We start from the raw sequence: 24,923 nt of genomic DNA on the forward strand, positions 1-24,923 counted from the left end.
TGCCATAACCCAACGCTGCAAAAGTTGAGCACCACCAGCGCATGTTTCACATAGGCGTGGTCATTTTTCAACGCACTTGCAATAGAATCGCGCTATCGCGCGATGCAGTGTTGTTGGCGGCACTTGCATGCCGCCTGACGCTCCCCCAGTCCGCCTACGGCGGCCAGCCCCCTCAGCCGAGGGGGCTAGAGCTACCGCACCTTTGATAATGCAGTGCATTGATTTACAGCATAACTAAACATGCTGGCGGAGCCTCGGCCCCCTCAGCTGAGGGGGCTGCGCAGCTGACTGGGGGAGTGTCGACGGCGCAAGTGCCGCCAAAACAACACAGCATCGCGCGATAGCACGATTCCGCCCATTTCAAATACAGAAATTGCATATTTACAAGAATACGATATACTTGCAAATATGCAATCATCGGAGATTCTTCGTCAGTTACAAAACGCAACCGGACTCAATGCAAGCGATCTTGCCAAGGCAACCGGCCTGAGCGAATCGCTTATCTCACGAGCCATCAACGGTCGAAACGACCCATCCTTCAACAAGATCGCCGCCGCCGCAGAACGACTCGGCTACACGCTCACCCTCACACCGCTCGAGCAGGCCACTTTGAGCATCACGGGGCTTCGCATGGATGATCTCATCGAAACCATCAATCGCAATGCTGAAACAACAGACCAATCATGGTCAGCCATTTCAGCAAGCCTACGCGAACTCCTAGAATCCCCAGACGATCATCCCACCGATTTCAATACCGTAATCAAACGCATGCCAAACGAACAATGGCGCGCCTTCATGGGCGGCCTCTACCAACACCAACACTGGCCAATAGACACCACCATCCGCCCTCAAGATCTACGACTCCCCCACCAGTGGACACCACTACGCAAGATATACCATTCCACAACCGACCCCGACCCCGACTTCCTCGCATACAACGTCTATCTACCCAAAGGCGAACTCCAATGGACATGAATCACCAAGAGCTCATAACTCTGACACTCTTATCAAGAGATCGAATTCGTGATTAGTCCATTCCAATAGTTGAGGCGTGACCCAATCTATACGACGCAACGTACCTCTGCTCAATAAGCGAGATGTCACCCAATTCATTCGAAAATCAGGACTTCATTTACTCCGTGCGCACATCCGGTTCATTAGCACCATCCAAATCGTGTGCATAATCGGCCCATCACTCTCATAGTGTGCATATCCAGTTCACCGTCAACGGATGATCGCGTGCATATCCGGTTCATTATCTCTGCAGTGTGCATATCCGGTTCACCACCAACCCTAAGGGGGTGTCTAAATGAACCGGATATGCACACACCAAAAATAAACAGACCAGATATGCACACAATCGAGCTGCTCACCCAATCGGACTGCTCACCCAATCGGACTGCTCACCCAATCGGACTGCTCACCCAATCGGACTGCTCACTCAATCGGTCCATCACTACCCAATCAGCCCATCACTACCCAATCAACCCGGCCAACCAACTCAGCCAGCCAGCCCGACCAGCCCAACCAGCCCAACCAGCCCAACCCAGCCAGCCAACCAACCCAGCTCGACCAGCCAACCAACCCAATCGCCCCAGTTGTGTACATACCCAGACCACTCAGAACAACCAATCGCGTGCATATCCGGTGCATTACCTCCGTAGTGTGCATATCCGGTTCACCACCAACCCTAAGGGGGTGTCCAAATAGGCCGGATATGCACACACCAGAAATGAATAGTCCGAATATGCACACGATCCGACTACCCACCTAATCGACCCATCACTACCCAATCAGCTCAATCGGTCCAATCAGCCCAACCGATCACACCAATCACACCAACCAAAATCCAGTCTCCAAACCAATCCGGTCTCGATTTTGTCCATATATATGGAGGTTTCCCACATAGTGAGTTATCCACATTTATAAAAGATTGTTCAAATGGCGGAATTCCAACGAAAAATAGCCTTCGACCACATTGGCCAAAAATCATGGGGCAAATCGAAAAAATCCGCTATGGTCATCGCATGAAAACTAATAACACATTCAGAACCCTCTGCGAGACCGCCGAACAACATCGAATCTGCGTATGGGCACGTACCGATCCACAACGGCACATGATTCAGCGTCGACGCGCTGCCCAAGAACTCATCCGCGTCTTCAGCAACCTCCACGCGCGGCCCACCCACTGGAATACACTCCCCCGTCACGAGCAATATCGGCGCATCATCCGCTCACTCGCCGCACAACATCCGAACTGGATCTTCTGCGGCATGACCGCCGCCGCACTCTACGGTGTTAACACGTCGCAACGCTACATGGACACAGCGCTTATCGCCACCTCGCGCAGCTCACACGTACGCGATTACAGCAACATACGTCATCTCTACTTGCGTGACCATACCTACGTCATAGTGGACGGCGTGCGCGTCACCCCGCTCGACCGAACCATATTCGATTGCGTCCGCCATTTATCCTTACCTGATGGACTAGCCGTACTCGAAGCCACACTACGAGAACAACTTTGCACCAAAACCGACCTCATGGAATCGTTCACTACTTTGCCTGGAAAAAAGCGCACAGCCGCATTGCGTGCACTCACCCACGCGACAGGGCGAACCGAAAACGGTGGCGAAGCATTCGCATATGGGGTGATGGTTGAAGCAGGTTACACACCACCAGACCTGCAGGTAGAAATACCTCACCCGGATAATCCCATGCGCGTGGACCGAGTTGACTTTGCATGGCGGACCAATGACGGTCGGCTGATCGTGGCCGAGCTCGATGGACGAGTGAAATACAAGGATTCCGCAATGTACGTTAACGGTAATCTCCCCGATACGGTGATTGCCGAGAAGGAGCGGGAGGAGCGCATTCAGCTTACTGCGGATACCCTATTTCGATTCTCGTTCGTTGAAGCACTGCAGCGCGAACCACTAATCCGCAAAATGAATCGGTACGGTGTGCCAAGAGATGGCTAATTGGGGACTGACACCAGGGGAATACAAGGAACCATGGGACAAGTGGGGGGACTATGGGGGAACAAACGAAGGCTAGAAAGACCAACGAGACTATGGGAAACAAAACGGGGACCATAGGGAGCAACGGAACTATGGAGGTCAACAAGACTATGAGAGCAAACGGGATTTAGCTCGCTTCGATTGTTTGTGTGCATATCCGGACCATCAGCCCAGTTGTGTGCATATCCGGACTATTCAGAACAGCCACTCGCGTGCATATCTGGACTATTCAGAACAGTTGTGTGCATATCCGGACTATTCAGAACAGCCAATCGCGTGCATATCTGGACCATTATCTCCGTAGTGTGCATATCCGGTTCACCACCAACCCTAAGGGGGTATCCAAATAGGCCGGATATGCACACACCATAAATGAATGGTCCAGATATGCACACAATCGAAAACAACTAGGAACAGGAAGGGGAAACGCGATGAAACTCAACAAATTTGGAATCAATCATCGGTTGACTAATCGTATCCCACAAGATACACTAAAGCGTATGGAAATCAGGCAATCCACTGAATTCCGACGATGGCTCCATCATCTCAAAGACACGCGAGCTAAAGCTGCTATCGAAGCACGCCTGGACGCCTGCGCAATCCACGGCCGACCGATTGGAGATATCAAATCAGTAGGTGGCTCCATTAGTGAAATGCGATTTCACACCGGAGCAGGGTACCGGGTCTATTACACCATACAAGGCAACGTACTCATACTCCTGCTCATTGGCGGTGACAAAAGCACCCAACAAGCTGATATCGAACAGGCCCGAAAAATTTTCAACGAATACAAGGAGCAGCAATGAGTCAAGAATTCACCACCTATGACACCAGCGAATATCTGGAAACCGAGCAGGATATGATCGCCTATCTCGATGCTGCGGCGGAATATAACGACCCCGTTCTTCTGCAAGTCGCCTTAGGCAATGTCGCCAAGGCGAGGGGAATGAGCCAGATTGCTAAGGAAACAGGTTTGGGGCGAGAAAGCCTATATAAGAGCCTTAGCCGTGATGGCAATCCGAGTTATGCCACTATTCTCAAAGTTCTCAAAGCCCTCGGTGCGCGCATCAGCATCCAAGCCGCCTGATCGTATGGGTCATTATCTCAATTGTGTGCATATCTGGACCATCACTCTCATAGTGTGCATTTCCGGTTCACCAACAACAGCCAATCGTGTGCATATCCGGTTCATCATCTCCGTAGTGTGCATATCCGGTTCACCACCAACCCTAAGGGGGTGTCTAAATGGACCGGATATGTACACACCAAAACTAAACGGTCCGAATATGCACACAATCGGACTGGTGTATCTAGTCTCATTAGCCAGCTAATCAGTCGAAGACCCAATCAAGCCACTATGGCCCATTCAGCCAATGTTCCACCCCCTACATAGCATGATGGCTCCGCGTTGGAGCGGAGCCATCATGCTAACAAGGTCAAGCGCGCGCAGGACCAGTACAATCCCGCCGGGCGCGCACCCTTACAGCGCAACCTCACAGCGCAGCGTTGAAATCGCGGACCTTGAGCGTGCGCTGGGAGGATTCGATCTCGCTGCAGATAATGCGCAGCAGCGCGTTATCCGCATCCTTGTGCTCAGCCAGCCAAGCTTCGCCGAGGCGAACCAGTTCAGCCGGGTCAGCGTACGCCGGGTACAGGCCCTCGAGCAGTGCTTCGGCCATGTGGAACGTCTTGTTCTTCCACACCCAGTCAACCACGTCGAAGTACTTGGCAGCGTACGGGGCAGCCAGGTCAGCGCGCGGCGTCGCGGCGAAACCGCGAGCCACAGCCTCGAGCTGCATGTTGGTCAGCTCATCATTGTGCAGAGCCTGATCCCACGCCCACGCCTTAGCCTCAGCATTGCCGCGCACAGCACGAGCGCCGAGCGCAAACTCACGGTTCTCAGTGGTGTCGCGCTTAGCCAGCTGCGCGTCGATCTCAGCATCACCGTACACGTTCACGGAAGCGAGCGCGTTCATCAGCGTCCACGTGAAGTTGTTGTCGATCTCCAAGCCTTCCAGCGTCACAGAACCGTCGAGCAGGCCGCGAGCGTTGGCAGCGAACGCTTCGTCGCCCTCCTCGCCATAACCAAGGTAGGCGGTAATGAGCTGGAACTGCTGGTCAGAGCCAGCCGGAGCGGCAGACGCGAGCTTCCACAGTTCGGCAGCCACATGCTCGATCACGGATGCGCGAGCAGCCGGAGCCGTGTAATGCCAAGCTGCGGTGCTCATGCAAGCGAGCGCATAACGGAACGTGGTGGATTCGGTTTCCGTGGCGAGCAGACGCAGGGTCACGTCAACGAACTTCTCGGCAGCCAGTTCGCCATCGCGAGTCATATCCCACAGGGCCAGCCAGATGATGGCGCGAGCAAGCGCATCATCGAAACGCTGCAGGTTGGCGAGCGCAAACTCGAGCGATGCCGCGTCGAAACGCAGCTTCGTGTAGGTCAGATCGTCATCGTTGACCAGAATCAGCGCGGGGCGAGCCTTGCCAGCAGCTTCGGCAACGACAGTCTCAGCGCCGTCCACGTCGAGTTCGAAACGATCAGTACGCACGATCTTGCCGGTAGCCGGGTCCTCATTGTAGAAGCCAACAGCCAGACGATGCGCGCGCAGCACCGGGTGCTCGGCCGGGGCGGACTGGCGCAGAGTCAGCTTTTCGATCGTGCCGTCAGCGGCGGTGGAAACCTCGGTGGTAATAGTGTTGATACCGGACTGTTCGAGCCACTGGGCGCTCCAAGCCTTCAAGTCGCGGCCGGAAGTGATTTCCAGCTCGTGCAGCAGGTCAGCAAGGGTCGCGTTGGAGTACGCGTGCTTGTTGAGGTACGCGTTGATGCCCTTGAAGAACTTCTCACGGCCCACGTAGAACGCGAGCTGCTTCAACACGGAGGCGCCCTTCGCATAGGTGATGCCGTCGAAGTTCACGTACGTGTCGTTGAGATCGTTGATCGGAGCGACAATCGGGTGCGTGGTCGACAGCTGATCCTGGCGCAGTGCCCAGCTCTTCTCGCCGGAGCAGAACGTGGCCCACGCGTCATGCCATTCGGTAGCCTCAGCGGTAGCGAGCGTGGACGTGAACTCGGCGAAGGACTCGTTGAGCCACAGGTCGTTCCACCACTTCATGGTCACGTAGTCACCGAACCACATGTGAGCGAGCTCGTGCAAGACGGTGACCACGCGGCGCTCGGCCAGTGCGTCGGTGACCTTCGATTCGAACACGTACTGGTCGCGGATGGTGACCATGCCAATGTTTTCCATGGCGCCCGCGTTGTATTCCGGCACGTAAATCTGATCGTACTTAGCGTACGGGTAGGGCACGCCCCACGTCTTAGCGTAGAACGCGAAGCCCTTCTTCGTAATGTCGAACAGGTAGTCCACGTCCTTCGCGAATGCTTCAGCCAGCGCCTGACGGCAGTACTGAGCCATTTGAATAGTGCGACCATCCTCGTTCAGGTACTCGGTGTGCCATTCGGCGTACGGGCCGGCGCAGATCGCAGTCAGGTAGGAGCTCATGACCGGCGTGGTTTCGAACACCCAGCGCTTGGCAGTTTCCGGAGCATGATCGCCCAGCACACCCTCAGCGGTAGTAACGTTCTCAACTTCGGTAACGTTTGCAACCGGCATGTTCGAAGTCACAATCCACGACTGTGCAGCGAGCACGGAGAAGTCGAACGTAGCCTTGAGATCAGGCTGATCGAACACGGCGTACACGCGGCGCGCATCCGGCACTTCGAACTGAGAGTACAGGTAGATGTTGCCGTCAGACGGGTCAACAGAACGGTGCAGGCCCTCACCCGTGTTGGAGTACACGCAGTCAGCCTTCACGGTAACCTCGTTATGCTCCTTCAAACCGGTCAGCTGAATACGATTGTCAACAAACACGGAAGACGGGTCGAGGGATTCGCCGTTCAATGTGATCTCGGAAACGTTGTCCGCGATCAAGTCAAGGAACGTGCTCGCACCAGCCTGAGCGCCGAACGTAATCGTCGTCGTGGACGTAAACGTGCGCGCGCTGACAGTCAAGTCAAGTGCGACCGCGTAGTGAATCGGCGCGAGGACAATGGCTTTACGCTCCTCGGCTTCAACACGAGTGAGGTTGGATCCTGGCATGTGTTCTCTCCTTGTGGGATTTTTTTGGATTCTTTGGGGCTCTCTTGGGTTTAGAAAGTCGCTGCGCGAAACACGACTGAGGGGTAGTCAGGGACTAAGGCTCTGACTACCCCTCAGTCAGCCTGCGGCTGACAGCTCCCCTGACAAGGGGAGCTGGGTTAAGGTGGCTGTTAATAAACACCTGCGAACCAGCTTCCCCTGCGTCAGTGGAACCGCGATTACAGCGCCTACTGTTCGATGATGTCTTGGGCGATATCGGCTACGACGGGCACGATCATTGGCTTGCGATGCAACTGGCGTGCAATCCAGCCACCGAGCGTACGGCGCATGATCTGCTGCAACTTGTACGTGTCCTTCGTGCCGCTCATCATCGCATCCTGCAACTGCTCGACAATCTGATGGCGAACCTTGTTAAATTCGCTCTCATTTTCTGCAACCGCATTCAGGAAGATCTTCGGGCCGGTCACCACTTCAGCAGCTTCCGTATCAACCACTACGAAGCTAGACACAAAGCCTTCCGTGCCGAGAATACGACGCTTCTCCAGCTCTTCGTCAGTAATCTCACCAACCGAATCGCCGTCAACGTACACGTAACCGCACGGCACCGAGCCGACCACCGCAGCCTGGCCGTGGTAGAGATCCACCACGTCGCCGTCTTCTGCGAGCACCACGTTCTGCGGGTCCACGCCAGTCTTCACCGCGATCAAACCGTTCGCCACCAAGTGACGGTTCTCACCGTGGATTGGCATCGCGCACTTCGGCTTGACGATGTTGTACATGTACAACAGTTCGCCCTCGTTGCAGTGGCCGGAGACGTGCACAGCCGCGTTATCACGGTTCACCACGCGCGCGCCCAACTGCACGAGCTTGTTGATAACCTTGTACACTTCGTGCTCGTTGCCCGGAATCAAGGAGCTCGCGAGAATCACCGTATCGAATTCGTTCACGGTGATATCACGGTGGTTGCCGTCCGCAATACGACCCAAAGCGGCCATCGGCTCGCCTTGAGAACCAGTGCACATGTAGACGATCTTGTCGTCCTGCACGTCGTGCGCCTGCTTCAAGTCGATAACCGTGTCTTCCGGCAGGTGCAGGTAGCCCAAGTCAGCAGCAATCGACATGTTGCGCACCATCGAGCGGCCAACGAACACAACCTTGCGACCGTACTTGTGCGCGGTATCCACCACCTGCTGCACGCGGTGCACGTGCGAGGAGAAGCTCGCGACGATAATCTTGCGGCTCGCCTGCGCAAACGCCTGATCAAGCGCTGGACCAATCGACGTTTCCGGCTTCACAAAGCCCGGAACTTCAGCGTTCGTGGAATCCATCATCAGCAGGTCCACGCCCTGCTCGCCGATCTTACCGAACTCCACCAGATCAGTAATCTTATGGTCGAGCGGCAGCTGATCGAGCTTAATATCACCCGTATCAATCAGCGAGCCCGCCGGCGTCTTCACATACACAGCCAGCGCGTCCGGAATCGAATGCGTAACGGTAATGAACTCAAGGTTGAACGGGCCAACCTTGAGCTTGTCACGGCCCTGCACTTCCACCTTGGTGGGGTTCAGGCGATGCTCCTTGCACTTCGCGTCCACGAAAGCGAGCGTGAGCTTGGAGCCGATCAGTGGAATGTCCGGGCGCAATTTCAGCAGGTACGGGACGCCGCCGATGTGATCTTCGTGACCGTGGGTGAGGATGAGCGCATCGACCTTGTCGAGACGATCCTTGATATAGCTGAAATCAGGCAGGATCAGGTCAACGCCCGGCTGCTCCTCCTCCGGGAAGAGTACGCCGCAGTCGATGAGCAGCAGGTGACCGTTGTATTCGATCACGTTCATGTTGCGGCCGATTTCACCAAGACCGCCAAGCGGCGTGATGCGCATCGAACCCTTGCGGTACTTCGGCGGGGCGATCAGGACATCGTCCTGCTGGGGAGCGGTGGCCTGGCCTTTGAAGCTGCCACCGTTATTGTTACGGTTGTTGCCACCGTTGCCGCGATTTGCAGAACCGCGGCGGCGCGTTGAGCCGCCCGAACGCGAGCGGCGGGAATTGTTCTTTCTGGTGTTTTCTTGTGCCATTCTCTGTTGTGTTTTCTGTTCTTTGCCTTCGCATAGGGGCGCGAAGGCGACGTCTTGAGGCGGGCTGGCACACAGCAGCCCGCCTAGGCGGTATTGCAGCAGGCCTATTACAGCAGGCCCGCGGCCTTCATACCCTCTTCCGCCTTGTCAAGCTGTTCAGCATCCGGACCGATGTTCGGCAGACGCATCGTCGTAGAGCTCAAGTAACCCTTCATCTTGAGCGCGGCCTTGGCCATCACAGCCTGATAGCCATCACCGTTCAGTGCGTGCACCAGCGGAGCCAGCTGGTTCGCGAGCTTCTGCGCTTCGTGAATATCGCCGCGGTCGAACGCTTCGACCAGCTGACGCATCGGATTGGATGCCACGTGTGCGATCACGGAAATAATACCCACCGCGCCAATCGACAGGAACGGCAGGAACAGGCCATCATCGCCGGAATACCAGGCGAGACCAGTGCGCTGCTGCTTTTCAACAGCGGCAGCCAGATCGCCGGTAGCGTCCTTGACGGCCTTGACGTGCTCGAGTTCAGCGAGACGATCGTACGTCTCCACTTTTACTTTGAGTCCCGTGCGGCCCGGCACATCGTAGACGATAATCGGCTTTTCAGCCACGGAGTCAACGGCTGCGTAGTGGCCGACGACGCCATCCTGGCTCGGGCGGGAGTAATACGGCATGACGACCAGTACTGCGTCTGCGCCGGCTTCTTGCGTCTGCTCGACCATGCGCACGGTGTGTGCAGTGTCGTTGGAGCCCGCGCCGGAAATGACCGGAACGCTGACGACTTCTTTGACTGCGCGGACGAGCTCGACCTTCTCCTCCATGTGAGTAACTGGAGATTCGCCGGTAGTACCGTTGACCACCAGACCATCGGCGCCGTCAGCAACCAACTGCTTGGCCAGGGACTGTGCCGCCTCGAAATCGACCGAACCATCGGCCTTCATCGGGGTGACCATAGCGGGAAGAATACGCCCAAACGGGGCCGGATTGAGAAGATGCATCGAACCGTCACTCATACGCCCTACCGTACTTCTCGGTCGGGACTCACAGCCAGTTCCACCACACGATTTCCACCCCTCGAGACAATGGTCATAATTGCAGATGGCATAACAGTGAGGGCTTTCTGCTGATCAATAATCTTTGTCAAGATCAGTCAGAAAGCCCTCACTGCAATTATTCGCGTTTGCTTAAGTTTATAGGTCGAGGAACTTGTCGAGGCCGACAGTGAGGCCACTGTGACCGCCGGCGGCGAGCTTGCGTACGGCGAGCAGAACGCCCGGCATGAAGCTGATACGGTCGAAGCTATCAGCGCGAATGGTCAGCTGTTCGCCAGCGTTACCGAACAGCACTTCTTCGTGAGCGTTGAGGCCGCGCAGACGAATCGCGTGCACGTGCACGCCGTCGATTACCTGACCGCGCGAGCCTCCATCGGTTTCGGTAGCGTCAGGCATGGCACCGAGCCCTGCCGCGCGGCGAGCGTCCGCAATGCCCTGCGCGGTGTGAATCGCGGTGCCGGAGGGAGCATCGACCTTGGTGGGGTGATGCAGTTCGATAACCTCGGCGGATTCGAAATACGGAGCTGCGACCTTGGCGAAATGATCGGCGAGCACTGCGGAAATCGCAAAGTTCGGGGCGATAAATACCTGCTGGTTTTCGCGCGGGGCGTTCTCGAGCGCGGCGGTGACCTGCGCGAGCTTGTCGGCAGTCCAGCCGGTAGTGCCAACGACTACGTCAACGCCTTGCGCGATCAAGGCGAGCACGTTGTTGAGCGACACGCTTGGCACAGTGAACTCAACGACTACGTCAGTGTTGCTCGGGGTGATCGTCGTCAGATCGTCGCCAGCGTCGAGCGTAAGCGCCAGCTGCATGTCTTGCGCGCCCTGCACCGCCTCAACAACATGAGAGCCCATGCGCCCCTTAGCGCCAACTACCGAAACCTTCACCGCCATAGTATTCTCCTCCCGCGTACGCGATTGCGCGATGCCGTGACATATTGACCGTTTACCACTATAAAGGCAGGGTGGCGAATCGTTCGCAGTCGAGTCCATGAGCGTGCGGAATCGAAAGCGGAATCGCTTCGCGATGCTGTACTGTTGGCGGCACTTGCGTGCCGCCTGACGCTCCCCCAGTCCGCCTTCGGCGGCCAGCCCCCTCAGCCGAGGGGGCCAAGGCTCCGCCAGCATTATTGGCTTTGCTGTGAATTACTGTGCCCCTTATCAAGGGTGCGGCTAGCCTCGGCCCCCTCGGCTGAGGGGGCTCCCGGCGCAGCCGGGTGGGGGAGCGTCGCGGCGCAATCAAGCGCCGCCAAACAACACAGCATCGCGCGATAGCGCGATTCCGAACACTAGCGGCGGCGAGCTAGGGCCCAGCCTAGGAGGGCTAGGGGGACGGAGCAGCCGACGGCGATCCATGGGATCATCATGCTCACGTGCGGGCCGGCCGCGTCGAGCACTGCGCCAGCAAACGTGGAGCCGAACGATGTACCGACCGAGCCAGCAGTCGTCAGCCACGACAGGCCTTCAGTCAGTGAGCGTTCGGGCACGATGCCTTTCACAATCAGGTTGCCGGTAGCAAACAGGGGCGAAACGCATAGGCCCGTCAACACTTCAAGAATGCCGAGGACAATGAAATTGTCCATTACGAGGCGGAAACCCACGAATCCGATCGTGAGCAGCACGAGGAACACGACCATGTGCCGCCAATGCGACCCTTTCATTGCTCGCGAACCGAAAATCACCGCGCCCACGCACGAGCCGACCGCGAACATGGCGAGCTGCAAGCCGAGCCATTGTTCAACTCCGGCTGCTTTCATTGTGGCTGTGGTTGACACGTCAAAAGCGGTGAAGCTCATGTTAAACACGAGGAACACGACCAGAATCGGAATAATGCCCGGGTACCGCAACGCGCTTTTCGGCTTATCTCCAGAGCGGCGCAACCGGTGGATAGTCAGACGGTCAATATTCCGGCGGGGAGATGGAGCACTCGACACAGCATTCGCAACGTTTGCAGCATTCGCAACGTTTGCAGCAGCGCGCGCAGTAGCATCCGCGCTGTCTGCACTGTCCGCATGCATCACCGGCATGCCCGACGTGGCAGCAACGCTTTCAAGCGCACCTTCAACCTCGCCGTTGCGCATTGCTTCGCGTACATCCTCATCATCACGAGCCGCTGCTTCAACCGTCACCATTTCGCTGACAACGGCTGGCTGGCTACTTTTCAACGAGAAGAACACTGCGCCGCCAATGCCGCACGCGAGTGTTGGTACAAACAGCTGTGACACCGGATGCACCGAGGTGGCGAGGAAGGCGGCGAGAATCGGGCCGACGATGAATACGATTTCGTCGATTGCGGATTCAAGCGCGTACGCAGTATTGAGCAATGCAGGATTGTCGCAGCCGCGCAACGCGTACGCCCAACGGGTTCGCACGAGCGCACCGAAAGAAAACTGCGTAAAGCCCATGATGATTGCCAGCGCGAACAGCATGGGAATCGGTACGCGATTCAATGCGGCGAACGCGAAGGCAAGCATGGCAATCACTTGCACGCTCAGTGCAATCGTGCCAACGCGGCGTTGGCCAAACCGGTCGAACAGGCGCGCGTAGAACGGTGTGACAGCGGCGACTGCGAGAATGTACGCGGCGCTCATGGAACCGGCGACGGTCCAATTGTCATACAAGTGATTGAGCGCAAGCACAATGCCAAGGCTCATCATAGATATTGGCAGACGTGCTACCGCTCCGGATACGCAGAATGCTTTGGCACCGGGAATGCGGAATAGACGCGCGTAGGGTGAGCCAGTTGCCGCAGGAGCTGCGATAACGTTCGCAGTAGCTCCAACGTTGTCAGCCACAGCGTTGTCAGGCGCAGCGGATTCAAGCACAGAGGATTCGATGTTGCTCATCGCACATCCTCCTGAGCATCAGCAGTGTCGGCAGGCGATTGATCACCGCCCATCACGCCAGTGGCATCTGTGCTAGCAGTTGCACTGGTTGCGCTCATAGATTCATTACTAGTTACGTTCTCACTGGGCTGTTTGAGCTGGTTGGGCTGGTTACCGCGCGGGTTGCCGGCGTAGATGAAAACGTCATCCATCGTGCCGTTGTCTTCCGGGTGGTCAGCTGCAAGGCGCGTAGCTTCGCAGTCCAGCCCTTTGTGATCATAGAAGCTCACATCACAGCTTGAATCCGTGTGCAGGAAGTACCTCGGCACGCCGCAGTCAACAAAATAGCGCATTTGACGGCGCCACAATGTGCCGCCAACGCCATGCCCACGTGCAGCGGCTGCAACCAGAAATAACTCAATTTCTGCGGGAGCGGAAGTATTGATATCGATGTCACGTTCCAACTCTCGTTCAATCTCATGCCAACGGAGCGTCTCTTCAAGAGCCTGCGCACCTACTGGGTCTTGGCGCAGTTCGCTATCAACATCGGCGAGCGCTTGCGCAGCCTGCGGGAATAGTACCGGTTGGCCAGCAGCGCGCGAGAGGGTAACGCCCATAAATTGGCCGTCTCGTTCCGCAATATCACCGCGCGTAGTTGGCGCAAGGTAGTGCAATACAAAATGCCGTGAAAGCGGCATAGACATTGGTGTGCCGGCGGCGGAGCTGCAATAGCCCCAGGTGCGGTCGAATTCTTCGACGATGGCATCCAAGTCTTGCCATGTCATTGGTCGGTAGATAACAGGCTGGCTTGCGGCCGTGTTGTGGTGACGATCGTTGTCATTGGTGGTGCCGGGTGTGGCGGCATTGCAATTGGTTGCGTTCATCGCAGCCATGATGTGTTCTCCTTAACTGGTGTTGCGTCCTGCACGTGTGCCCGCCCACACATGCTTCCAAGGGTCGCGGCTCCCATCCGGCACGACTCCTGCGGCGCGTTTTCCTCCCGCAGGCAGCGTCATGGTCCCTATGCCATGATGTCAGTCGTTGTCGGATTGTTCCGGGATACCGGAGCTCAACTCGGCAAGGATCTCTTGTTCGGTTTTTGCGCTGGCGTGAAGCTCGCGCGCGCCCTCTTCGGGCTCACTCAGATAGTAGAGGGTGGCGTCGATACTGTCCAGCGGCACGTGTTCGATCGTGGCTAACAGCAACCGGTACCAGTCGAGTTGCACGAGTTTGCGTTCAATATCTTGTGGCTTGTGTGGCCGGCGGCCGGTTTTCCAATCGACGATGGTGTAACGCTTCGTGGTATCGGCGGGGTTGATGCCACCGTGGAAGACTGCGTCAAGTTTGCCGTTGACGATGGTGTTATTGAGGCCGGGTATGACGGCAACGATTTGCCGTTCGGCCCATGCTGGGCGACGATTGGCCCATGTGGATTGCGCGAGTCGGCGCTGCCATGTGATGAGTTGGCGTTCTTTGGCCGGCTGACTGTTCTTGGCCGATGAATCTTCGCTTGAGGGGCTCTCCCCCAGCTGTTGTTCTAGCTGGTTGACGATACGCTTTTCGCGAGTGGTGAGATCTGCGAGCATGGCAGCGCGTGACTGGCTAGCGTCTGTGGCGATTGCAGTTGTGCCGGTTTCACTATCGGTAGCTGTTCCGTCACTTGCCGGAATTGGATCGCCGTAGGCATTAATGAACTGTTCTGCCCAAGCATGGAATATCGTGCCTGCCTCGGCTGCAGGAGAGGCAACGCGTGGAATTGGGCGGATGATACCCCGCCAGTATTCGCGCGCTTCGCTGGTGGTCATGTGACCGGCGCGCGCTTGCATGGCGGTCACGTTTTGCCGACCGCGTGCGAGTAGTATGCCTGCTTTGTTGTGGACGATCTCATCGAGCGAAGCGTCATCGTCGAACGACCACGGCATAAGATCTGGGTCGGCGACGAGCATAGCCGCCCGCGCGAGGAGTGAATGATGTGCGGAGTCTGCGCTGCTATCGTTCGCACTGTCACTCTTCGTTAGGCTGCCATCCACGCTGCCGTTATCCACGCTGTCACCATCCGCCGCAGCAAACTCGCCGGATGCAACAGCATTGGCTAGTGCTGCTGGCATGAGTTGAGCGCGTACCGTATCAGAGAGTTCTGCTGGCCACGTAAGGTCAACGTGTTCATCGCGTACCTCGATTGGCGAGCGCCATGCTGCTTCAACCACCGCCTGTTCATATTGGGCGGCATGCTCGCCAACAAAGAATCCGCTTGGGCGAGCAGCGCCAACGGCATCGAGCGATGTGGGTGCAGCTGGTGTCTGTGCAATCGTTGCCGCTGCCGCAATCGTTTCCACCGAAGCCGTCTCTGACTCGGTGTGCTGTGTGAGGGCTGCAGTGACTTTGTCATCGTGATGGCACAGGGAATCGTTAACTTCATTCCAGAACACGGAGGGGCTGGCTGCGCGCGGTTGGCGGCCAGCGCGTGATAGTAGCTCACTCGGATCGCGGTCTGTAGTCGAATAGCTACTGTAGGTGAGTAGCGCATCATGCTTGGCGCGTGTAAGCGCCACATAGGCGAGTCGACGTTCATCAGCAAGCAGCCGCGTACCATACTCTTCTTCTTGCGTGAGGTACCAGCTGTCTGGGTCGACCGCATCCATGTCATCGCCGATGTCTTTGCCGCGCATGTCGGCGTAAATCTCATCGTCAATCACTTCAACATCATCAAGCATGGCTAATGCTTGCTCGGGGCTTGCACCTGGCTGCGCGTCATGCGGGAAGCGCGGCAGAATACCAGCATCTACGCGCACTGGCGCTGGCACGGCGGCCGCATCGTCTAACCATGTGGAAACGGTCGCATGATATTCGGGCGCAGTCCACCGTCCTTGTTCCATACCGCCAAGGTGACGCTCGTCGCTTTCAATATGCAAGCCGCCCTGATTAGTGGGGAATGTGCCTGCAGCCATGCCGACTACAGCAACTGCATCCCATTCAAGGCCTTTGGATTGGTGAATGGTCATGAGCACTACATCGGCTGGCGTATCTGGTACGGCGGCAGTTTCTTCCTCGACTTGTTTGAGTGAGTCCACCCACGCAACAAATCCGCGCAGGGTTGGATTTGACCCTTCGAGAATTTCCTGCGTGTACGTGTCTACTAGCGCGATGATGGCGTCTGTTGCCGAGCGTGCTTGCGTGGAATGTATTGGCTGATTTGGGTGTGCGATGGCTTGCGCCACGATCGCGTCGATATCAAGACCGAGTGCTGTAACCGCTTCGGTAACGGTTTCAGTGAGTGGATGGTTTGCTACGCGTTGCACACGGCGTATGGCTTCGCCAGCGCGAACGATTGCATGCGCTGCTGTAGATGAAAAACTGCCGTCGCGCGTAATGAGTTCGCGTAAATCTTTGCGCGCGAGCAGATCGGCGAGGAATACGGCGTGCGGGACTTTGTCGCGATATTCTTTGACGATTGCGCGAATACGTTCGTCAGCGAGCGGCGAACGGTGAGCAGTATCAGCTGCAGACGTGCTAACGGTTGCAGCTGATGCACTGCCCTCCCCCGCTGCTGGCAAGCCACTTGTTTCTTCGCTTTCTGCGGGTACTAATCCTGCTTCAATGAGTGCTCGATACCGGTATTGCGTATCCAAATCGTCAGCCATGCGAGCTAGCGCAGTTAACTCATCGGCATGCAGGTCAAATCGTGGAGTGGCGAGCAATCGCATAAGCGCAGCACTATCTGCACGATCAGATGCAGCATGTAGGAGTGCGAACACGTCTTTGACGTCAGGCCGGTCAAGAAGCGCGGAATAGCCGACCACGCACGTGGTGAGCCCACATGCTTCAAGCCCTTGCGCGAAATCAGCCATGCGGGTTTTACTGCGCAGTAGTACGGCAACGTGCGGGCCGCTGCTAGCGTTATCAGCCTGGCTGTTGTTGCTGCCATACATGGCGATTGCTTGTTTGGCGAATCGCGCTACCGCGTCGATTTCTTGCCCGAACGTTGCGAATCCCAATACGCCAAGCGTGCCCTCGTCAGCGTTATCCTTCGGGGAGAGTGGCGTGACCTCAACTTCACGCATGAGCGAACTGCTTGCACGGCGTGGGCCTACTCGCAATGGTTGTGTGAGGTTGTTTGCTGCTTCGAGCACGATGCGACTATTGCGGCGGGTGACGCTTAACGGGTAAGGGCGCACGTCAACCGGCATATCGAAGTCGCGTTGGAACATGCGGAATGCGCCCGGGCTTGCACCTCGCCACGCGTAAATTGATTGGAATGGGTCGCCTACTGCGTTCACTGCACTGCGATCGTTGCCAGTAGTGCGATCGTTGTCAACCTGTTCAGCGACCTGTTCGGGGTGGAAGAGGGCTGCGAGCAGCATGGCCTGCGTGGTAGAGGTGTCTTGATATTCGTCCAACAACACATGCGTGTAGCGACGGCGATACCGTTGTGCGATTGAGGGGAACCGCGAAACTAGCTGGTAGGCAGCCACCGTAAAATCGCTAAATTCCGCCATGTTTTGACGGCGCTTTTCACGCTCGTACGCTTCAACCAGTGTCAGTAATGTCTCACGGCGTCGGGTCACTTGGCGCAACTGATCGCAACGCCACACGCACACTTGGTGCAGCTCGTCACGGTAGATCTGACGTTTTTCTTCAAAACTGCGATCGGTGTCTTTTTTCAGCCGTTTCGGAGCACGCGGCTTCGGCTGCTCTGCTGGCACTGGCGTTTCACCGATTGCAATATCAAGCTGGGCGATAAAGTCAGCATCCCATGCGCGAATGCGCGCGATTGCTTCGCTCACCGTCGCAACCGGGCCGCCGATCATTGCACTGCCGATTGCCTGCGAGAGTTCGAGTACGTTGTTGATGACATCGCTGAACGAGGTATAGTCTTCGTTCATCAGCAAGTCCATATGCTGATCAATTACAACGGAGACCAGCTGGCGCGCACCCGCTTCACTCAACGGTTGCGTATTTTGATCAAAACCAACCAACAAACCGTATTGGCGTACAATACCTTGGAAAAACGCGTCATACGTAGCCACAGTTGGCTTTAAGAACGCACGATTCGCCGCACGCACTGCAGCAGCTCCAGTTGTGACACCCGTTGTGACACCCGTTGCAGTATCCTCGCGTTTCACAACGGCGTCCGATACGCGAGACAGCAGTTCTGCAGCGGCTTTGCGTGTGAATGTCAAACCAAGAATGCGCTCTGGCGGCACTCCGCGGCCGATGAGCTCAATAATGCGGCGAGTCATCGTATACGTTTTGCCACTGCCTGCGCCGGCAACTACGAGCAGATCATCGCTCACCGGCGCGTTGACAACCTTTGCCTGCTCGGGACTATCGGTAATGCGCTGCTGTTCACTCATGCTTGCCTCACTTCGAACACGGTGTCAATCTGGCCGGCGCAAGCCGGGCATGATGCTTTCATACGGCAGAATCGGCGGTGTGCCGGTTGCGGGTGTGTTTCCAACATGGCTGAGCGGCTTGCTGCCGCCGCATAAAACACGCGCGCAATCATGGTCAACGCCCACACCGCCTGTGTGCCGCGCAATCCCAAGAACTGTTGCCACGCTTGACTGCTCACACCTTGTGGCGGATTGCTATCCAGCTGCGGAATGTCCGTGAGTTTGCCAAGCTCCTTGTAGTAGTAGCGCGGCGTGAATCCGGCTGCATTAAGGCTCCCATTTGCGAACAATGCCGGCTGATACACGCTTTCTTGACCATAGCTTTTTGCTGGAGCATCATTATTCGCCACATGGAACAGTGCGCTTTGTGCAATCTGTGGCAGCGTGGTCAATGCGGCAACCCCGCGCGGCCCGCCTTCGGGGAAGGCAAGTCCTAGCTGGTAGCACACGAGCTGCAAGTCGTTGAACACTGCGATAGGCGAAGGCGTTTTACCGGTTTTGTAGTCGATCAAACGAATGCTCTGCGAGCCGTCCGCCATGCGGCGCGTTTCCATACGATCAATACGACCGGCTAGTCGTATTGTCAGATCATCGCTCATGCCTTGCGGCCACGCGCCGACAAGCGTGCCCATAATCGCTGACAATTCCGCTCGACTAATTGGCTCTATGCCACCGATTGCGTTATATGCTGCGAGCACATCATCAAGGTTGAATAACGCGCTAAATGACCGTTCGCATTGTGCTGATTCCAGCACGCCGATTGAGAAATTCTTCGCATTGCCTGCTGGATACGTTGCCATGTTGGACATGATGAAATAATTGGCAATCATGCCGAGAACGTTCTCAGCTGTTGCATCGCGTTGTGCTGCAGCATAGCGATCGGCTGGATCGTCAATGACAACGCCATCTCCTCGGCGTTCACGATATATCACCATCATGCGATCGCGAACCGCGTCAATACGCGCTGCTGTATCGGTGAGCTCCGGCCGCCAGGTTGGCAAGTCTAGGCCTTCTTCGCTGGCAAGCTGAGCAACCTCATGAATCAGTGAGCCAAACGAGGTTGCTACACTGCCCGCGCGCGGGCCTGCAAAACGATTCTCCATCAGCCAGCACACTGGGCACGCCCAAATGCCGTCTACTGCTGATGGCGATAACGTTACCGGCTTGACAACCTTCGCAGTATGAGTACTGTCATCGCCAACGTTCTCATGGTGTTTACTCATCAGGAACGGCCAGTTAGCAGGATCTGCTACCTCAACACCATGGGCTGCAAGCAACCGCAACGCTGCTACGGCATCGTGAGCAGCTGGTGAATCCGGTGGATTGGAGGCGAGCGCTACACGCGCAGCAGCTACGAGTCCGCGCGGGTCACTATCAAGTCCACTGAACTGGTCGTCTGCGCCCACTTCCACATACGTACGAGCACCATCGCGGGTAAAGCGTTCTGGCATATACCCGTAGAGGAAGTCCGAGGGAGTGGTGTCATCGTTGTGTACTGCGCTGATCGTTACTTGTTCAGATGCACGCGTGAGTGCGACGAGCAGGCTTTTCTGCTCGGAGAACAGCACTGATTCGAATCGCATATCACGGCCAGTAGTGGATTCGCCAGCGAGTTTGCCGAATAGCATGACGTCAGCGAGCTCTTCGCCACCGAAGAGGGTGTTGCGTGCGGCAAGATTTGGCCATACGTCTTGTTGCACGGCCGGCATCCATACGAGCGGCCAACTGCGACCGGATGCACCCGCGGGAGTGGTGAGTGTTACCGCTTGATCGATAGGCGCTACCTTAGCCAATGAGTCTGCCTCAATACGCATTGCGCGTACTTGGCGCATAAAACCAGTAAGGTCGCGTTTGGCGGCAGAGCCGGCGGCATAGTCGAATAAGCGCATTGCTGCGTCAAGTCGATCATTGGCTGCACGCCCAGCGTCTGAATTGTTTAATGCTTCACGCTGCCAGCGCCCTGCTACATGGCATGTATCCCATGCGAGTCCAAGCGCATACTGGGGTTCACGCGATGGTAGCTCTTTAAGCCCTTTGGCTACTCGAGCAACTAGATTCCACAGGTGTGCGAATGCTGTAGCGTGTGGATTGCGGCCGCATACTGACTGGATTGATGCAAGTACAGCATCAGTGCCACCGAGTGCAGCAGCGTTACTTGACAATATGACTGCTTCAGTATTAGCTGCCTTGCTAGCGTTGTCAGCATTGGCAATATTGTCAACGCTGTCAGTGCTGGTAACGCTGTCAAGAGTGGTGCCGAACTCCAACAGCAGATACATGGCATTGAGCGTAAATGCCTGTGATTCATGCGTTGATATATCAGGCAACACCCCGCTAGCCGTCGACTTTGCACTATCAGCTTGTGCGAAGTCAGATGCCATCAGCGTATTGTCAACTTCAATATTCCCCGCATGCGCGTCGCGAAATGCCGTGTTCCACGATTGCCAGTGCTCTACCAATTGCGCGAGCGACGTTTGCGCGCACACGCTACTGGCAGCAGTATCACCAACAGCATCATCAGCCGCATTCGCCTGCGCTGGCCTTACTACAGCCGCGAGAGACGCCAACGCGTTCATCGCAGTCTCAACAGGCGCCAATCGTGCTGGGCGCCCTTCATGATTGCGATCTGCACCAATAGCAATCAGCGGGCTCTCCATCAGCGTTGTCACACGCGAGCGCACTAGCGCAGCCAGCTCATTCACGCTCAAATCAATCGTTGAAAGATCGCGCTCGCGCAGTTCCGCTAATTCCAGTAGCGCAAACAATCCTTGTACGAATGGTTCGTCTTTGAGCGGGCGCGTTACCGACGAGTAGCGCACAGGCACACCATCGCGGCGCAATCGTTCGCCGAATGTGCGCACCGTAGTGTTGTCATGCGCAATGACCGCCATGTCGTTCCATGCGCGCCCATCAACCAGATGCGCGCGTTTGATACGCCACACCACGTCCTCTAACTCGTCTTTGGGGCTGCGATAAAGCGCCGTGCGCACACTATTGTCGCTGAGCAACGGGTGAGCCGCGTCTAATGCCGTCACCGGTAAACTACCTGCTACTTGCGGGAGTTTGCCAGGGCGCTGCGCTACCGGTCGATCATCATCAATCGGCGAATGAATAGACAGCGACACGCGCGACGCAATAAGATCACGATACGTGATTGCGTCAGAAACCGCTGAGTATGGCGCGGGCAGTTCGTGCTCTGATACGCCCAATCGGTTGCGCAATTGTGCAAACAAATACTCGGGGTATGAGCCGCGAAACGTTTGCACAGCCTCATCGGGATTGCCTACCAATATCAAGCGAACGTTGGCATGCTGCAACGCTTGCACAAACGATAAGCCAGCAAGCGTCAAATCTTGGCAATCATCAATAACAATCATCTGCGGCAAGCTCGCAGTATCGCCCGCATCACGCAGTACTTCAGCACCTTCAACAAGCAAGCGCGAAGAGTCAAGCCGGTATTCACCCGGATACGCAACGCTCACCGCATGCTGATATTCGCGGCGAAGCGTGAATGCAAGCCGCCACTGCGCATGCAAACGTTCAACATGCGCACTCCACTCCCCCGCGCCGAGAATCGTCAACAACTGGGGTTCAATCTGTTGAGACGCGCCCAGCTCATCCATGCGCGCTAGCATGTCACGCAACTGAGCAATAAATGCGTCATTAATGCCACCCGTAATACCACCGGTAGCAACCCCACCTCGTGCTGCTGTACGCGTGCTATTACTCGCATCATTGCTGCGCTCAGCGCCGTCCGCCGCATCATCATCTACGCCGCCGGTCATCACACCCGTCCAATCGTCGAGCGCGAAATATTCACGCAGCAACGCGCACGTATCGCACGGGTCTCCTGCACGCACATGTGCAATATGAGCAGCAATCACCTGCCGCAACACAGCATCCTGCTCAGCACCATTCAACAATTTCGGCAGCGGCTCACCGTCACGCGCACGAGCATCAGCAATGATACGGAATGCAATCGCAGACAGCGTTGTTACCGGTCGCGCTTGTGTTGTTGCACCAAGCTGGCGAATCGCCTCATCAGCAAGCCCGTCAGCAATACGACGGTCAGATACTGCCATCACTGCCCCGGAAGGCCCATATTGGGCCAATGCGCGCATCAATGCGGCAAACGCAAACCTGCTTTTGCCGCTTCGTGGCGCGCCCGTCACCAGCAATGGTGTTGCAGCATCAGCTGGCAAACCGCCGCAACTATCCAGCCACTCATCCGCGTTCACCATCATCGATGGACTCTGTGCAATCCCTACCATGCCTTTCAGAGTATCCCACCCACACGCTATGTACGCGCACCCCGCCACGGAACCTCCTATACTTGCAACTAGTCGGCGCCGCCGGGCCGGACACCTTCAAACGGACGACGCTGTCCACCGGTTGCGACTCGGCGCCGGAAAGACGGAAGCGAACAGAAGGAATGATTCATGAGTACACGGCATATTGAGGCTGCAATCGGTAGCAATACCGGTTACCGTCGTGCAGAAAACCAGGATCGCGGCTACGCTGATCACGGCATGTACTTGGTATGCGACGGCATGGGCGGCGGAGTCGGCGGTCAGCGTGCAAGCGCCGCTGCAATCGAACGTTTTCATAGTGTGAGCACATCGCCGAAACGTTCGCGCGCGTTCATTGATGACGTGTTGCAAGCCGCGCAGCATGATGTTTCTGCAATCGGACGCGAACTTGGCGGCGTAGCCGGCACGACGATTACCGGACTGATCGCCCCGCGCGATATTGGCGCCGATGGTGATGACGGCTCCTACTGGGAAGACCCGTACTGGTATGTCGTCAATATTGGCGATTCGCGCACGTATCATCTGTCGCAATCATCGGACGGCTCGTGGGATGCTTCATCGATTACGCATGTCACGCGCGATCATTCCAAACGGCAAGAAGTCATCGACTCCGGCATGATGCTGCCGGATATGGCGAACGCGATTATTCCGCGCAATATTATTACCCAGTGTTTGGGCGCACCGGAAGGCATTCGACCTGATTATTATGCAGTGGAATCGCGCGGACGATTCATTATTTGTTCTGATGGTTTGCATGGCGAGGTCAGTGACGACGTGATCGCTAGCGTGGCTGCAGCAAACCCGAACCCGCAGGAAGCCGTTGACGCGTTGATCAACGTGGCGTTAGACGCCGGTGGCAGTGACAACGTTACGGTGATCGTCGTTGATATTCATGATGATGATCAGCCGGCACACTATCGTTGGGAGACCAGCAAACTCGGCGATGGCGAAGAGTTGGATTCAATCAGCGAAAACACGCTTGACGCCATGCGCGCACAACAACCAGCAGCCTAGAGCGCCCCTTACCCACTGCTGACCCCACCTGCTGGCTCCACACCCATAGTGTGCATATCCGGTTCACTGGCATACCCCCTTAGCCTTTTCAGTAAGCCGGATATGCACACAAATAAGGTAATGGTCCGGATATGCACACCAATGATTAGCGGCACTGATCGAAGTCGAAGAATTGGTTACCGATGCGAATAGTAGCGGGAACTTCGACTTGCACGGGCCTGCCTTGATCGACGGTAATCTGCTGATCATGGTGGATGATATGCGTGCCGTTGAGCGAGCCGCAATCCTCAATCCACACCCTACCGTCATCATCCAGCACAATAACCGCATGATTGCGCGATACCGTGCGCGTCGGGTCTTCAAGCCGAACCGCAATCAGCCCTTCTGGAAGTCGGTGCGCGGGGTGACGGCCCAGCAGCACACTGCTATCAACGGTTACTGACTGACCAGTAGACGGATTATGCAACTCGTATGCAAGCGCCGAGGGTGATGCAGGTGCAGCATTATCAGCATCAGTGATCGCCGTATCGCGAGGTTGAATTCCCGCGCGTACTGCATCATGTACCGCCTGTGCGATCTCAGCAGAACAGTCACTGTGATCGTCACCGTAATCATGCAACCGGTGGCGTTCAGCGGGCACGATTGGCGGCTGCGGCGGTTCGTTCATCCCTCTACTCATAGGGCACTGTCTTAGCATATCGGGCCTACTATGCGCTGACTGCTGGCGTACTCGTGGTGCTACAAACGTGTCTAGGTGGTGACGCTCCCCCAGTCAGCTGCGCTGACAGCCCCCTCAGCCGAGGGGGCCAAGGCTCCGCCAGCGATATAGGGCTACAGTCATGTAAGAGCCAAGATTCTGCAACCACCTCCATAGGTCAGCTGCGCTGACTGCTGGCGTACTCGTGGTGCTACAAACGTGTTTAGGTGGTGACGCTCCCCCAGTCAGCTGCGCTGACAGCCCCCTCAGCCGAGGGGGCCAAGGCTCCGCCAGCGATATAGGGCTACAGTCATGTAAGAGCCAAGATTCTGCAACCGCCTCCGGGCAGCTAGGCGGCTGACGACTAGGTGCGAGATGCGATTGGCACGTATAAAAAAGCCCGGTGGGTGCATACGCAGTGTATGCAC

15 protein-coding genes are annotated in these 24,923 nt (G+C 56.5%); 5 read left to right on the forward strand and 10 right to left on the reverse strand.

Going from position 1 to position 24,923, the window contains the following annotated elements; all coding sequences use genetic code 11:
- Nucleotides 1-408 precede the first annotated feature (408 nt).
- Complete coding sequence (locus tag D2E25_RS03720; protein ID WP_125979935.1) at nt 409-975, forward strand: helix-turn-helix domain-containing protein; 567 nt, start codon at nt 409-411, stop codon at nt 973-975.
- Between the two features lie 489 nt (nt 976-1,464).
- Here D2E25_RS03720 and D2E25_RS10455 read toward each other — a convergent pair whose 3' ends face one another.
- Complete coding sequence (locus tag D2E25_RS10455) at nt 1,465-1,608, reverse strand: hypothetical protein (RefSeq protein WP_164514705.1); 144 nt, start codon at nt 1,606-1,608, stop codon at nt 1,465-1,467.
- A gap of 509 nt (nt 1,609-2,117) precedes the next feature.
- Between D2E25_RS10455 and D2E25_RS03725 the strand changes: the two genes are divergently transcribed.
- From D2E25_RS03725 to D2E25_RS03735, 3 genes are all read left to right on the forward strand, one after another.
- Entirely contained in the window at nt 2,118-2,981 is an 864-nt protein-coding gene (locus tag D2E25_RS03725; RefSeq protein WP_125979937.1) for a hypothetical protein, read from the forward strand.
- A 470-nt stretch (nt 2,982-3,451) separates the two neighbouring features.
- Nucleotides 3,452-3,826, forward strand: coding sequence for a type II toxin-antitoxin system RelE/ParE family toxin (locus tag D2E25_RS03730; protein WP_241216997.1), 375 nt, complete (start codon nt 3,452-3,454; stop codon nt 3,824-3,826).
- Nucleotides 3,823-4,107 (forward strand): addiction module antidote protein, encoded by a 285-nt coding sequence (locus tag D2E25_RS03735; protein WP_125979939.1) that lies wholly within the window; start codon nt 3,823-3,825, stop codon nt 4,105-4,107. Before D2E25_RS03730 ends, D2E25_RS03735 begins: the two co-directional genes overlap by 4 nt.
- 406 nt (nt 4,108-4,513) lie before the next feature.
- On the opposite strand, the gene pepN is transcribed toward D2E25_RS03735, so the two are convergent.
- The 8 genes from pepN to D2E25_RS03775 form a co-directional block, all read right to left on the reverse strand.
- Nucleotides 4,514-7,126, reverse strand: a complete 2,613-nt coding sequence (pepN, locus tag D2E25_RS03740) for an aminopeptidase N (protein WP_125979941.1) — start codon at nt 7,124-7,126, stop codon at nt 4,514-4,516.
- A gap of 227 nt (nt 7,127-7,353) precedes the next feature.
- Nucleotides 7,354-9,204 carry a ribonuclease J gene (locus tag D2E25_RS03745; RefSeq protein WP_125979943.1) on the reverse strand — a complete coding sequence of 617 codons (1,851 nt, stop codon included), beginning with the start codon at nt 9,202-9,204 and terminating at the stop codon, nt 7,354-7,356.
- 107 nt (nt 9,205-9,311) lie between these two features.
- Nucleotides 9,312-10,217: a 4-hydroxy-tetrahydrodipicolinate synthase gene (dapA, locus tag D2E25_RS03750; protein ID WP_125979945.1), complete on the reverse strand. Its 906-nt coding sequence runs from the start codon at nt 10,215-10,217 to the stop codon at nt 9,312-9,314.
- 177 nt (nt 10,218-10,394) lie between these two features.
- Nucleotides 10,395-11,150, reverse strand: a complete 756-nt coding sequence (dapB, locus tag D2E25_RS03755; protein WP_125979947.1) for a 4-hydroxy-tetrahydrodipicolinate reductase — start codon at nt 11,148-11,150, stop codon at nt 10,395-10,397.
- A 395-nt stretch (nt 11,151-11,545) separates the two neighbouring features.
- A complete protein-coding gene (locus D2E25_RS03760; protein WP_125979949.1) occupies nt 11,546-13,102 on the reverse strand; it encodes an MFS transporter in 1,557 nt (518 codons plus the stop codon).
- Nucleotides 13,099-13,974, reverse strand: coding sequence for an N-acetyltransferase (locus tag D2E25_RS03765; RefSeq protein WP_125979951.1), 876 nt, complete (start codon nt 13,972-13,974; stop codon nt 13,099-13,101). The genes D2E25_RS03760 and D2E25_RS03765 overlap by 4 nt, the downstream gene beginning before the upstream one ends.
- A 141-nt stretch (nt 13,975-14,115) precedes the next feature.
- Complete coding sequence (locus D2E25_RS03770) at nt 14,116-18,435, reverse strand: ATP-dependent DNA helicase (RefSeq protein WP_125979953.1); 4,320 nt, start codon at nt 18,433-18,435, stop codon at nt 14,116-14,118.
- Entirely contained in the window at nt 18,432-22,715 is a 4,284-nt protein-coding gene (locus D2E25_RS03775) for a PD-(D/E)XK nuclease family protein (protein WP_125980470.1), read from the reverse strand. Before D2E25_RS03775 ends, D2E25_RS03770 begins: the two co-directional genes overlap by 4 nt.
- A gap of 198 nt (nt 22,716-22,913) precedes the next feature.
- Here D2E25_RS03775 and D2E25_RS03780 point away from each other — a divergent pair, with 198 nt between their 5' ends.
- The gene (locus D2E25_RS03780) at nt 22,914-23,798 is read left to right on the forward strand and encodes a PP2C family protein-serine/threonine phosphatase (RefSeq protein WP_125979955.1); all 885 of its coding nucleotides are present in this window, start codon (nt 22,914-22,916) and stop codon (nt 23,796-23,798) included.
- A gap of 145 nt (nt 23,799-23,943) precedes the next feature.
- Here the strand turns inward: D2E25_RS03780 and D2E25_RS03785 are convergent, their stop codons facing one another.
- Complete coding sequence (locus D2E25_RS03785) at nt 23,944-24,465, reverse strand: FHA domain-containing protein (RefSeq protein ID WP_241216999.1); 522 nt, start codon at nt 24,463-24,465, stop codon at nt 23,944-23,946.
- Nucleotides 24,466-24,923 lie beyond the last annotated feature (458 nt).

The organism is Bifidobacterium goeldii (assembly GCF_003951095.1).
Lineage (GTDB): Bacteria > Actinomycetota > Actinomycetes > Actinomycetales > Bifidobacteriaceae > Bifidobacterium > Bifidobacterium goeldii.

What these genes read in the sequence shown, in the direction of transcription:
- D2E25_RS03720 (WP_125979935.1), top strand. Translation starts at nt 409, where the DNA reads ATGCAATCATCGGAGATTCTTCGTCAGTTACAAAACGCAACCGGACTC.
- D2E25_RS10455 (WP_164514705.1), bottom strand. Translation starts at nt 1,608, where the DNA reads ATGTACACAACTGGGGCGATTGGGTTGGTTGGCTGGTCGAGCTGGGTT.
- D2E25_RS03725 (WP_125979937.1), top strand. Translation starts at nt 2,118, where the DNA reads ATGATTCAGCGTCGACGCGCTGCCCAAGAACTCATCCGCGTCTTCAGC.
- D2E25_RS03730 (WP_241216997.1), top strand. Translation starts at nt 3,452, where the DNA reads ATGAAACTCAACAAATTTGGAATCAATCATCGGTTGACTAATCGTATC.
- D2E25_RS03735 (WP_125979939.1), top strand. Translation starts at nt 3,823, where the DNA reads ATGAGTCAAGAATTCACCACCTATGACACCAGCGAATATCTGGAAACC.
- pepN (WP_125979941.1), bottom strand. Translation starts at nt 7,126, where the DNA reads ATGCCAGGATCCAACCTCACTCGTGTTGAAGCCGAGGAGCGTAAAGCC.
- D2E25_RS03745 (WP_125979943.1), bottom strand. Translation starts at nt 9,204, where the DNA reads ATGGCACAAGAAAACACCAGAAAGAACAATTCCCGCCGCTCGCGTTCG.
- dapA (WP_125979945.1), bottom strand. Translation starts at nt 10,217, where the DNA reads ATGAGTGACGGTTCGATGCATCTTCTCAATCCGGCCCCGTTTGGGCGT.
- dapB (WP_125979947.1), bottom strand. Translation starts at nt 11,150, where the DNA reads ATGGCGGTGAAGGTTTCGGTAGTTGGCGCTAAGGGGCGCATGGGCTCT.
- D2E25_RS03760 (WP_125979949.1), bottom strand. Translation starts at nt 13,102, where the DNA reads ATGAGCAACATCGAATCCTCTGTGCTTGAATCCGCTGCGCCTGACAAC.
- D2E25_RS03765 (WP_125979951.1), bottom strand. Translation starts at nt 13,974, where the DNA reads ATGGCTGCGATGAACGCAACCAATTGCAATGCCGCCACACCCGGCACC.
- D2E25_RS03770 (WP_125979953.1), bottom strand. Translation starts at nt 18,435, where the DNA reads ATGAGTGAACAGCAGCGCATTACCGATAGTCCCGAGCAGGCAAAGGTT.
- D2E25_RS03775 (WP_125980470.1), bottom strand. Translation starts at nt 22,715, where the DNA reads ATGGTGAACGCGGATGAGTGGCTGGATAGTTGCGGCGGTTTGCCAGCT.
- D2E25_RS03780 (WP_125979955.1), top strand. Translation starts at nt 22,914, where the DNA reads ATGAGTACACGGCATATTGAGGCTGCAATCGGTAGCAATACCGGTTAC.
- D2E25_RS03785 (WP_241216999.1), bottom strand. Translation starts at nt 24,465, where the DNA reads ATGAACGAACCGCCGCAGCCGCCAATCGTGCCCGCTGAACGCCACCGG.